Origin of the sequence: Phenylobacterium sp. (assembly GCF_036501465.1) — a bacterium.
GTDB lineage: Bacteria > Pseudomonadota > Alphaproteobacteria > Caulobacterales > Caulobacteraceae > Phenylobacterium.
Window position 1 is genome coordinate 1 of sequence record NZ_DASYAF010000070.1, and the last position, 10,277, is coordinate 10,277.

The 10,277-nt window shown below is 69.3% G+C and carries 13 protein-coding genes; 9 read left to right on the forward strand and 4 right to left on the reverse strand.

All coding sequences use genetic code 11. The annotated features are described in order from the left end of the window. The 4 genes from VGL85_RS07190 to VGL85_RS07205 all read left to right on the forward strand — a co-directional run. The coding region (locus VGL85_RS07190; protein ID WP_331587509.1) for a cbb3-type cytochrome c oxidase subunit I at window positions 1-1,170 on the forward strand (1,170 nt) is incomplete at its 5' end. Between the two features lie 82 nt (window positions 1,171-1,252). Further along, window positions 1,253-2,281, forward strand: a complete 1,029-nt coding sequence (gene cyoE / locus VGL85_RS07195) for a heme o synthase (protein WP_414695197.1) — start codon at window positions 1,253-1,255, stop codon at window positions 2,279-2,281. Beyond that, a complete protein-coding gene (locus VGL85_RS07200; RefSeq protein WP_331587513.1) occupies window positions 2,278-2,430 on the forward strand; it encodes a hypothetical protein in 153 nt (50 codons plus the stop codon). Before cyoE ends, VGL85_RS07200 begins: the two co-directional genes overlap by 4 nt. Continuing rightward, on the forward strand, window positions 2,408-3,013 hold the full coding sequence (locus VGL85_RS07205) for a cytochrome c oxidase assembly protein (RefSeq protein ID WP_331587515.1): 606 nt from the start codon (window positions 2,408-2,410) through the stop codon (window positions 3,011-3,013). Before VGL85_RS07200 ends, VGL85_RS07205 begins: the two co-directional genes overlap by 23 nt. Here VGL85_RS07205 and VGL85_RS07210 read toward each other — a convergent pair. Continuing rightward, window positions 3,010-3,828, reverse strand: a complete 819-nt coding sequence (locus VGL85_RS07210; protein ID WP_331587518.1) for a helix-turn-helix domain-containing protein — start codon at window positions 3,826-3,828, stop codon at window positions 3,010-3,012. The genes VGL85_RS07205 and VGL85_RS07210 overlap by 4 nt on opposite strands. 209 nt (window positions 3,829-4,037) lie before the next feature. On the opposite strand from VGL85_RS07210, the gene VGL85_RS07215 reads away from it, so the two are divergent. The 5 genes from VGL85_RS07215 to VGL85_RS07235 are packed head-to-tail and all read left to right on the forward strand — an operon-like array spanning window position 4,038 to window position 8,720. After that, on the forward strand, window positions 4,038-4,904 hold the full coding sequence (locus tag VGL85_RS07215; protein ID WP_331587521.1) for a cytochrome c oxidase subunit 3: 867 nt from the start codon (window positions 4,038-4,040) through the stop codon (window positions 4,902-4,904). A gap of 7 nt (window positions 4,905-4,911) precedes the next feature. Continuing rightward, window positions 4,912-5,268 carry a DUF983 domain-containing protein gene (locus VGL85_RS07220; RefSeq protein WP_331587523.1) on the forward strand — a complete coding sequence of 119 codons (357 nt, stop codon included), beginning with the start codon at window positions 4,912-4,914 and terminating at the stop codon, window positions 5,266-5,268. A gap of 8 nt (window positions 5,269-5,276) precedes the next feature. Then, window positions 5,277-6,044: an SURF1 family protein gene (locus VGL85_RS07225; RefSeq protein ID WP_331587525.1), complete on the forward strand. Its 768-nt coding sequence runs from the start codon at window positions 5,277-5,279 to the stop codon at window positions 6,042-6,044. Between the two features lie 7 nt (window positions 6,045-6,051). Next, window positions 6,052-7,443 (forward strand): threonine synthase, encoded by a 1,392-nt coding sequence (gene thrC / locus VGL85_RS07230; protein ID WP_331587528.1) that lies wholly within the window; start codon window positions 6,052-6,054, stop codon window positions 7,441-7,443. A gap of 2 nt (window positions 7,444-7,445) precedes the next feature. Next, window positions 7,446-8,720 carry a pitrilysin family protein gene (locus VGL85_RS07235; RefSeq protein ID WP_331587536.1) on the forward strand — a complete coding sequence of 425 codons (1,275 nt, stop codon included), beginning with the start codon at window positions 7,446-7,448 and terminating at the stop codon, window positions 8,718-8,720. Window positions 8,721-8,775: 55 nt separating this feature from the next. Here the strand turns inward: VGL85_RS07235 and VGL85_RS07240 are convergent, their stop codons facing one another. From VGL85_RS07240 to VGL85_RS07250, 3 genes are all read right to left on the reverse strand, one after another. Continuing rightward, window positions 8,776-9,090: a transcriptional regulator gene (locus VGL85_RS07240; protein ID WP_331587530.1), complete on the reverse strand. Its 315-nt coding sequence runs from the start codon at window positions 9,088-9,090 to the stop codon at window positions 8,776-8,778. A gap of 2 nt (window positions 9,091-9,092) precedes the next feature. Next, on the reverse strand, window positions 9,093-9,743 hold the full coding sequence (locus VGL85_RS07245) for a hypothetical protein (RefSeq protein ID WP_331587532.1): 651 nt from the start codon (window positions 9,741-9,743) through the stop codon (window positions 9,093-9,095). After that, the coding region (locus VGL85_RS07250; protein ID WP_331587534.1) for an acyltransferase family protein at window positions 9,740-10,277 on the reverse strand (538 nt) is incomplete at its 5' end. The genes VGL85_RS07245 and VGL85_RS07250, both read right to left, overlap by 4 nt.

Sequence of the window (10,277 nt, forward strand, 5' to 3'; positions counted from 1 at the left end):
ATCTATCCGCCGCTCTCGACCACCGGTTCGCCCGGCCCGGCCATGGATTTCGTGATCCTGTCCATCCACCTCGCGGGCGTCAGCTCGATCCTGGGCGCCATCAACTTCATCACCACGATCTTCAACATGCGGGCGCCGGGCATGACGCTGCACCGCATGCCGCTGTTCGTCTGGTCGATCCTGGTGACGGTGTTCCTGCTGCTGCTCTCGCTGCCGGTCCTGGCCGGCGCGATCACCATGCTGCTCACCGACCGCAACTTCCACACCCACTTCTTCGACGCGGCCGGCGGCGGCGACCCGGTGATGTTCCAGCACCTGTTCTGGTTCTTCGGGCACCCCGAGGTGTACATCCTGATCCTGCCGGGCTTCGGCATGATCAGCCACATCGTGTCGACCTTCAGCCGCAAGCCGGTCTTCGGCTACCTCGCCATGGCCTACGCCATGGTGGCCATCGGCTTCGTCGGCTTCCTGGTGTGGGCGCACCACATGTTCACCACCGGCATGAACGTGAACCTGACGGCCTACTTCATCGCCGCCACCATGGTCATCGCGGTGCCCACGGGCGTGAAGGTGTTCAGCTGGATCGCCACCATGTGGGGCGGCTCCATCGACTTCAAGACGCCCATGCTGTGGGCGATGGGCTTCATCTTCCTGTTCACCGTCGGCGGCGTGACCGGCGTGGTGCTGGCCAACGCCGGCGTCGATTACCAGTTCCAGGACACCTACTACGTGGTGGCGCACTTCCACTACGTGCTGAGCCTGGGCGCGGTGTTCGCGATCTTCGGCGGCTTCTACTACTGGTTCGAGAAGATGTGGGGCGTGAAGTACCGCGAGTGGCTGGGCGCGCTGCACTTCTGGATCATGTTCATCGGCGTGAACGTGGTCTTCTTCCCGCAGCACTTCCTGGGCCTGCAGGGCATGCCGCGCCGCTATGTGGACTATCCGGACGGCTTCGCCTTCTGGAACAAGGTCTCCTCGATCGGCTACGTCATCACCCTGGTGGGCGTGGGCGTGTTCATCCTGGTGCTGATCGACGCGATGGTGTTCCGCCGCAAGGCCGAGGCCAATCCTTGGGGCGAAGGCGCGACCACCTTGGAGTGGACGCTGTCCTCGCCGCCGCCGTTCCACCAGTTCAGCGAACTGCCGGTGGTCGAGGCCGAAAGCCACTAGGCGCTCGACGACAACGAGACCCCGAGGGGCGCGAACGTCTCGTTCGCGCCCCTCGACCTTTTGAGAGTAGACTTCCATGGCCATGTCCGAGGCCGTTTCCCATCCCGAGAAGACCGTCGTCGCAGCCGCGGTCCGACCCGCCCGCTGGCAGGACTTCATCCAGCTCCTGAAGCCCAGGGTGATGAGCCTGGTGGTGTTCACCGCGCTCACCGGCCTGGTCTGCGCGGGGACCCAGGTCAACCCGGTGCTGGCCGGCGTCGCCATCCTCTGCATCGCGGTGGGCGCCGGCGCCTCCGGCGCGCTCAACATGTGGTACGACGCCGACATCGACGCCAAGATGCGCCGCACCCGCGGCCGGCCGGTGCCGGCGGGCCGGGTGCAGGGCGCCGACGCGCTCGCGCTTGGCGTCGTGCTGTCGCTGTTCTCGGTCATGCTGATGGGCATGGCGCTGAACTGGCTGGCGGCCGGCCTGCTGGCCTTCACCATCTTCTTCTACGCGGTGGTCTACACGGTCTGGCTGAAGCGCTGGACGGCGCAGAACATCGTCATCGGGGGCCTGGCCGGCGCCTTGCCGCCGGTGATCGGCTGGGCGGCGGCGACCGGGACCGTGCCGCTCAACGCCTGGCTGCTGTGCGCCATCATCTTCATGTGGACGCCGCCGCACTTCTGGGCGCTCAGCCTCTACACCAGCGAGGACTACCAGAAGGCCGGGGTGCCGATGATGCCGCTGGTGGCGGGCCCGGCCTCCACGCGCCGCCAGATCCTGATCTACAGCCTGCTGTTCACCCCGCTCTGCCTGGCGCCGGTGCTGACCGGCTTGGGCGGCGTCGCCTATCTGGCGGTGGCCGGGTTGGGCGGCCTGGTCTTCCTGCTGCTGGCCTGGCGGTTGTTCCGCAGCCACGCGGGCGAGGCGGCGGGCGAGCGCAACGACCCCTCTGACTCCAAGGGAGGCCTCTACGACGTCCGCGCCGGGGCCAAGGACGCGCGCAACCTGTTCGCCTTCTCGATCCTCTACCTGACCTTGCTGTTCGCCACCCTGCTGGTCGAGCATCTGGCCGGGGCGAAGCCGCTGGCCCTGCTGTCGGCCATCGTTCCGGGAGGCTTCGGATGAGCGATCCCGCCAGCGAGACGCCCGCCGAGGCCAAGGCCCGGCGCGGCCGCAACATCGCGCTCGCCCTGGGGCTGGCGATCTTCGTCATCCTGGTTTTCGTGGTCACCATCGTTCGATTGGGCGGAAATGTCGTCAAGCAGCCCTTCTGACCCCCCATCCGGCCGCAAGGCGTCCCCGCGCAGGCTGGGCCGCAACGGCCGCGTCGCCCTGGTCTGCGGCGTGGTGCTGGCCGGCATGGTCGGCGCCGCCTACGCCGCGGTCCCGTTCTATCGCGCCTTCTGCCAGGCCACCGGCTACGGCGGCACGGTCCGCAGGGCCGAGACCAAGCCGGACAAGGTGCTCGACCGGACGCTGGAGATCCGCTTCGACACCAACGTCCGCGGCCTGCCCTGGGACTTCACGCCCGAGCAGCCGTCGCAGACGGTGAAGATCGGCGACACTGCGGTCGCCACCTTCAAGGTGACCAACCACGCCGACCACCCGGTGACCGCGCGCGCGGTGTTCAATGTCGCGCCCGAGCAGGCCGGGACCTACTTCCGCAAGCTGTCCTGCTTCTGCTTCTCGGACCAGACGGTGGCGGCCGGCGCCACGGTGGAGATGCCGGTGCTCTATTTCGTCGATCCGAAATACGCCTCGGACTTCAACACCAGCAGCGGCCAGTCCATCACCCTGTCCTACACCTTCTTCCCGGCGACCGACGTGAAGGCCGGGGCCAACAAGGCCGCCGATTAGCCGTTGGCGGCCGCCGCATGGTCCACGTCCAGCGCCTGGGCCAGGCCCTCGGCGACGGCGGCGGCCAGCCGGGTTAGCGGCGGCATGTACTTGGCGACCGCCTCCGCCTCGGTCATCACCGAGCGGTAGTAGAAGATCACTACCGAGCCCAGAGGCCGGTCGGTGCGGTCGCGATGCAGGATCGGGATGGCGAAGCTGCGCGAAGGGTCCTCCGCCGGCCGCACGATGGTGCCATAGCCGTCGCGCCGCACGCGCCGCAGGATCGCGGCCACCTTCTCGCGGCCGCCGGCCGTCTCGATCTCGTCGGGGTGACTGTCCTCGATCAGCCGCAGGATGAATTCCTGCTCCTCGCTCGTGCAGAAGCCCATGTAGGCGCGGCCGATCGCGCTCTGCAGCATCGGCACCCGGCGGTTCAGGAAGATCTCCTCGCGCGCGAAGGGGCTCAGGTGGCGGGTGGTGAAGCGCACCAGCATCCAGCTGTTCTCGCTGGTCGCCAGCGACACCTGCCAGCGATGCTCCTGGGTGAAGGCTTCCATCAGCGGGCGGGCCACGTCCACCAGCACGTCGCGGTGGCGGATGCCGGCGGAGAGCCGCAGCACCGCATCGGTGAGCGCATAGCCCTCGCGCCGCGAGACGCGCACCACATAGCCTTCCTCGATCAGGGTCTCGAGCAGCCGCACCAGGGTCGACTTCGGCAGGCGGGTGCGGGCGTGCAGCACTTCCAGCGAGGTCACGCGGCGGCGGTTCAGGGCCTCGATGATCGTCAGGACCCGCCGGGCCGACTGAACGGAACTCTCCTTGTCCATGCGGCGCATACTCGCGCAGGATTCCGGTGGGCGGAACAGGGGAAAAGCGCCCCGGCCGCCGGGCTGGCGCCCGGGATGGCCTGAAGGGGGTGGAAATCCGGTCCTTTCCCCTTGGCGGGGCGGGCTGGGCAGGGCTATAGCGTGACGCGAACCGGCCTCTCTGCGCGGATGAGTCTGCGTGTCGGGCCGCGGGGTTTGTAAGGGACTTGGGACCACCGATGGCTGATGGCGTGAAGCACGACTACCACCTGGTCAATCCGTCGCCCTGGCCGCTGATCGGTTCGATCGCGGCGACGGCGATGGCGCTGGGCGGAGTCGCCTGGATGAAGGGCCTGTTCGGGATCCCGGCGCATACGCCGTGGCTGTTCTTCGCGGGCCTGGCCGGCGTGCTGTTCACGATGATCGTCTGGTGGCGCGATGTGGTGATCGAGGCCAACACCGGCGACCACACCCCGGTCGTCTCCATCGGCCTGCGCTACGGCATGATCCTGTTCATCGCCTCGGAGGTGATGTTCTTCGTCGCCTGGTTCTGGATTTTCTTCGAGATGGCGCTGTTCCATCACCACCGCACGCTGTCGAACCTCGATGACGTGCGGGCCGCCTGGGCCACCTGGCCGCCGAAGGGCGTCGAGACGGTGCCGGCGTTCCAGCTGCCGCTGGTCAACACGCTGACCCTGCTGCTGTCGGGCACCACGGTCACCTGGGCGCACCACGCCCTGCAGGTGGGCGACCGCAGGAGCGCCAAGATCGGCCTGGTGCTGACGATCCTGCTCGGGATCCTGTTCACCTCGATCCAGGCCTACGAGTACAGCCACATCTTCGAGCACAAGTACTTCTTCTCCGAGGAGGCGGCGAGCGCCGGCCTCTACGGCTCGTCGTTCATCATGGCCACCGGCTTCCACGGCTTCCACGTGCTGATCGGGACCCTGTTCCTGATCGTCTGCCTGGGCCGGCTGATCGGCGGCGGCTTCACGCCGCAGAAGCACTTCGGCTTCGAGGCGGCCGCCTGGTACTGGCACTTCGTGGACGTGGTCTGGCTGTTCCTGTTCTCCTTCGTCTACGTGATCTTCGGAGCGCACGGCTAGGCAGGTCATGAGCAAGCCCGATCCTCTGCTGTCGGGCGCAGCCGGCCGCTGCCCCAACTGCGGAGAGGGCTTCCTCTTCGAAGGCTTCCTGAAGGTCTCGCCGCGGTGCGAGGCCTGCGGCTTCGACCTCGCCGCCGCGGACTCGGGCGATGGCCCCGCCGTCTTCGTGATCCTGATCGCCGGCCTGATCGTGGCCTTCGGGGCGCTGATCACCATGGTGGCCTGGCGCACCCCGGTATGGCTGACGCTGGCGATCTGGCTGCCGATGACCCTGGTGATCGTCCTGGTGCTGCTGCGGCCCATGAAGGGACTGATGCTGGCCGCCCAGTTCAAGAACAAGGCGTCTCAATCGCGTCATGTGTGAGGCGCGCCATGACCGATAGCTGGGAGCCGAAGATCGAGCCGGGGCCGGCGCGGCCGGAGGCGAAGGGCTTCCCCGTGGGCCTGACGATCGCGGTGGTGATCGCCTTCGCCATCCTGATCGGCCTTGGCGTCTGGCAGCTGCAGCGGCTGAAGTGGAAGGAGGCGCTCTTGGCCGGCATCGCCCGCGCCGAGGCCGCCCAGGCTGTGGCGCTCGAGCCGGTGTTGGACGCCCAGGCGCTCGGCCACGACGAGGAATACACCCGCGTGAAGGTCACCTGCCCGGGCCTGGCGCGCGCGCGGGCCTTGGAACTCTACAGCCTGCGCGAGGGCCAGATCGGCTCGCGGCTGATCTCGGCCTGCCACGTCATTACCGGTCACTACAACTCGATCCTGGTGGACCGCGGCTTCGTGCCGGAGACCGTGACCGCGCGGCCGCTGCCTGATCCCGCCGACACGACCCCCGTCGAGGTCACCGGCGTGCTGCGCAAGGGCGACCCCGGCAACTTCATGACCCCGCCCAACACTGCGACCCGCTGGTATCTGCACAACGCCCGGGCCATGGGCGCGGCGCTGCACGCCGACCCGCCGGTCTCGCCGCTGTTCCTGATGGCCGAGACCTCGACCAACCCGGACTTCAAGGGCCTGGTCCCGGCGCCCTTCCCGCTGAACGTCCCCAACAACCACCTGAGCTACGCGATCACCTGGTTCGGCCTTGCCGGAGCCCTGGCCGGCGTCTATGGCGCGGCGGTCTTCAAACGAATGTCTTCAGGCGGATGAGGGGCTGATGCGCTACGTCTCCACGCGCGGGCAGGCGCCTCAGGTGGGTTTCGTGGACGCCGTCCTCGGCGGCCTGGCGCCCGACGGCGGGCTCTATGTGCCGCAAGCCTGGCCGCTGCTGCGGCCGCAGGAGATCGCGGGCTTCGCGGGCCAGCCCTATGCCGAGGTCGCCGCCCGGGTGATCGGCGCCTTCGCCGAGGGCGAGATCGCCGCGGCCGACCTGCGCCAGATGTGCGCCGAGGCCTATTCCACCTTCACCCACGCCGCCGTGGTCCCGCTGACCCAGCTCAGCGCCGACGTCTTCCTGGCCGAGCTGTTCCATGGCCCCAGCCTCGCCTTCAAGGACGTGGCGATGCAGATCCTGGCGCGGCTCTACGACCATATCCTGGGCGGCCAGGGCCGGGTGCAGACCATCCTCTGCGCCACCTCCGGCGACACCGGCGGCGCCGCGGTGGAGGCGTTCCGGGGCCGCAAGAACGTCAGCGTGGTGGCGCTCTTCCCCGAAGGCCGGATCAGCGAGGCGCAGCGCCGGTTCATGACCACGGCGGCCGAGCCCAACGTCGCCTGCGTGGCGGTGAAGGGCTCGTTCGACGACTGCCAGGCGATCGTCAAGGCGGCCTTCCAGGACCAGGCCCTTCGCCAGGCGGTGGACCTGTCCGGCGTCAACTCGATCAACTTCGCCCGCATCGCCGCCCAGGCGGTCTACTACTTCACCACCGCCGTGGCGTTGGGCGCGCCGGAACGCGAGGTCTCCTTCGCCGTTCCGTCGGGCAACTTCGGCGACGCCTTCGCGGGTTTCGTGGCGCGCGAGATGGGCCTGCCGATCGGCCGCATCCTGGTGGCCACCAACGCCAACGACATCCTGGCCCAGACCTTCCAGACCGGCCGCTACGCTCGCGGCAAGGTGCACCCGACCATCTCGCCGGCCATGGACATCCAGTCGGCGTCGAACTTCGAGCGGCTCTATTTCGAGGCGGTGGAGCGCGAGCCGGTGGAGACCGCCCGCGCCTTCGAGGCCTTCGCCGGCGCCGGCGCCATCGACCTGCCGCCGCAGGCCGCGGCCTATATGCGCCACCTCTTCCTCGGCGCCTCGACCAGCGAGAAGGACACCGCGCGGACGATCCTGTCCACGCTGAACGAGACCGGCGAGCTGGTGGATCCGCACACCGCCGTGGCGCTCGCCGCGCTGCGCCGCGCCAGGGACCTGAAGGGACCGGTCGTGGCGCTGTCCACCGCCCACCCCGCCAAGTTCCCCGAAGCCGTGGCCAAGGCCTGCGGCGTGACGCCCGCCCTGCCGCGTGGGGCGGCCGACCTGTCGGCCAAGCCTGAGCGCTTCGATCGCCTGCCGGCGGAGGCCGACACCATCAAGGCCTACGTCCGCGCCTTCGCCGGAGCCTGAGCATCACGCCGCCAAAGACACCTAGGGTCCACACGCTCGCCAACGGCGTCCGGGTCGTCTGCGACCCGATTCCCGGGCTTCAGACCGTGGCCCTGTCGGTGGTCGCCGGCCGCGGCGCGCGCGCCGAGGACCTGGCCCATTCCGGCTGGTCGCACCTTTTGGAGCACATGGTCTTCAAGGGCGCTGGCGGCCGCTCGGCCCGGGCCATCGTCGAGGTGATCGAGGCGGCGGGCGGCAACATCAACGCCGCCACCGGCTATGAGCGCACCAGCTTCCAGGTCCGCGCCCTGGCGGACGGCCTGGACCTCGGCTCGGCGGTGATCGCCGACCTAGTGCAGCGCCCGGCGATGGCCGAAGCTGATCTCGCCCGCGAGAAGCAGGTGGTCGGCCAGGAGATCGCCGAGGCCGCCGACGCCCCCGACGACCTGGTCTTCGAGATGGCCCAGGCCGCGGCCTTCGCCGGCCAGCCCCTGGGCCGCCCGATCCTGGGCACCACCGACAGCATCGCCAGCGCGACGCCGCGGACGCTCGGGGACTGGCGCGCCAGCCTCTACGGACCGGCCAGCCTGGTGATCAGCGCCGCCGGCGCGGTGGACGAGGACGGCCTGCTGCGCCTGGCGGAGCGCGACTTCGGCGGCGCCGGCGGGGCGCCGTCGCCGGCCGGCGAACCGGGCCGCTTCGTCGGCGGCCAATCGACCCACGCCAAGCCGCTGGAACAGGCCAACCTGGTGCTGCTGCTGCCGGCCGTGGGCGCGAGCGACGACGCCTATTTCGCGCTTCGCCTGCTGGCCGAGGTGCTGGGCGGCGGCATGGCCTCGCGGCTGTTCCAGGAGGCCCGCGAGAACCGGGGTCTGGCCTATGCCATCGACGCCTATCCGGAGACCTATTCCGATGTCGGCGTGCTTGGCGTCTACGCCGGCTGCGCGGCGGGCGACGCGGCCGAACTCGCCAAGGTCTGCGCGGGCGAGATCGTGGGCCTGCTGAACCCGGTGGGCGAGGCGGAGCTGTCCCGCGCCAAGGCCCAGCTGAAGGGCGCCATGTTCATGGGCCGCGAGAGCGCGCTGGCCCGCGCCGAACAGGCCGCCGGCCAGGTGCTGATGTTCGGCCGCACGCTCGATCCCGACGAGATAGCCGCCGAAGTCGACGCCGTGACGCCCGCCGACCTCGTGGCCCTGACCGAGCGCATCCTGGCGCAGAAGGCCTCGGCGACAGCGGTGCTGGGGCCAAGGGCCGCGCTCAAGGCCGCGCCGGCGTTCCAGACGGAACTCTTCGGCTGATCCCACGCCGCTTGTCCCGGCGAAAGCCGGGATCCAAGCTGAGCCCGGTCGGAAATCACCCCTGCGGCCCGATCAGCTTGCCCAGCTCTTCCAGATAGGCGGCGAAGGCGGCGCGGCCGGCAGGCGTGATGCGCACCTGGGTGCGGGGCCTGCGGCCCAGGTAGCCCTTCTCGATCTGGACATAGGCCGCGTCCTCCAGCTTGCGCAGCTGGACCGACAGATTGCCCTGGGTCACTTCCAGCACGTCCTTCAGCTCGTTGAAGTCCGCCACCTCGGCATTGGCCAGATAGGCCATGACGCCCAGGCGCAGGCGGCCGTGGATCACCTCGTCGATCCGGCCGATGTCCAGACTGGGTCGGGCGGCGGGCACGCTCAGACGCCCCTACTTCCCGCGGAAGCCTGGGAGCCCTGGGCGGGCAGGCGCATCAGGTAAAAGCCCGGGATGGTCATGAAGCAGACGATCCCGACCGCGGCGGCGATCGTGTAGCCCATCACGTCGTCGATGAACCACGCCATGGCGACGCCGACGCCGAACCAGCCCAGCGCCACCAGCCCCAGCCAGGCCTTGCGCCGCAGCGAGTAGGCCACCAGCCAGGCCATGCCCTGCAGCACCATCACCACCACCGGATAGATGAACCAGATCGTCTGGTTGTGCTGGCGAAGGGCGATGGAGCCGATGCTGATGCACAGGAAGATGTTGGCCATGCCCACCGCGGCGAACACCGTGCCCACCGCGCGCGAGGGGCCGGCGATCTGCCGCGGCTTGTTGCGCCGCACGATCCAGACCAGCAGCGAGACGAACACCACCGTCGGGCCCCAGCCGATGACCTGGGCGACCAGGCCCTGGTTGGTGACGGCGCCCAGGATCTGGCCCAGGTGGAGCGCGATCTGGACCGAGTAGCAGACGCCGGCGGCGAAGTAGATCGTGCCGAACTGCTGCTGCCAGGTGTCGTCGGGCGCCACCAGGGCCTTGATGAAGGCGAGGTCGTCGCGGGCGCTGTCGCCGGGCGTCTTTGCGGTCATTCGGCGGGCTCCATGCGAGCGGCGATGCGGACTGTCTTTTCCCGCTTGGGGACTCGCCGCCCGTTGAGGATGGCGCCGATGAAGGTCCGGCGCACCATGAGCTGGTAGCTGGCGAACATCAGTGGGAAGGCGACGCCCAGCACGATCAGGATCTTCGCCTCCGCCGGCAGGTCGAGCTTGGCCACGGCGGCCTGCAGGGCCATCACCAGCGGCAGGTGGATCAGGTAGAGCCAGTAGGACGAGTCGGCCACATAGCGGCGCGCCGGGCTCTCGGTGTTGAGGTAGCGCAGGGCCACGCCGATCAGGGCGAAGGTCCAGCTCCAGGTGGCCAGCGCATAGAGGCCGGCGTTCGCGACCGTGGCCAGCCCCGGATCGGCCAGCGTCAGTCTTGGCGCCACGCCCACGATGCCCAGGCTGGCTGCGGTCGAGGCGATCGCCAGCGCCAGGTTCAGCGGCCAGCGGCGCGCCCAGATGCCGATCAGCCCGCTCTGGCGATTTGCCAGCCAGCCGAACCCGAAGGCGGTGAAGAAGGCG

What these genes read in the sequence shown, in the direction of transcription:
- cyoE (WP_414695197.1), top strand. Translation starts at nt 1,253, where the DNA reads ATGTCCGAGGCCGTTTCCCATCCCGAGAAGACCGTCGTCGCAGCCGCG.
- VGL85_RS07200 (WP_331587513.1), top strand. Translation starts at nt 2,278, where the DNA reads ATGAGCGATCCCGCCAGCGAGACGCCCGCCGAGGCCAAGGCCCGGCGC.
- VGL85_RS07205 (WP_331587515.1), top strand. Translation starts at nt 2,408, where the DNA reads ATGTCGTCAAGCAGCCCTTCTGACCCCCCATCCGGCCGCAAGGCGTCC.
- VGL85_RS07210 (WP_331587518.1), bottom strand. Translation starts at nt 3,828, where the DNA reads ATGCGCCGCATGGACAAGGAGAGTTCCGTTCAGTCGGCCCGGCGGGTC.
- VGL85_RS07215 (WP_331587521.1), top strand. Translation starts at nt 4,038, where the DNA reads ATGGCTGATGGCGTGAAGCACGACTACCACCTGGTCAATCCGTCGCCC.
- VGL85_RS07220 (WP_331587523.1), top strand. Translation starts at nt 4,912, where the DNA reads ATGAGCAAGCCCGATCCTCTGCTGTCGGGCGCAGCCGGCCGCTGCCCC.
- VGL85_RS07225 (WP_331587525.1), top strand. Translation starts at nt 5,277, where the DNA reads ATGACCGATAGCTGGGAGCCGAAGATCGAGCCGGGGCCGGCGCGGCCG.
- thrC (WP_331587528.1), top strand. Translation starts at nt 6,052, where the DNA reads ATGCGCTACGTCTCCACGCGCGGGCAGGCGCCTCAGGTGGGTTTCGTG.
- VGL85_RS07245 (WP_331587532.1), bottom strand. Translation starts at nt 9,743, where the DNA reads ATGACCGCAAAGACGCCCGGCGACAGCGCCCGCGACGACCTCGCCTTC.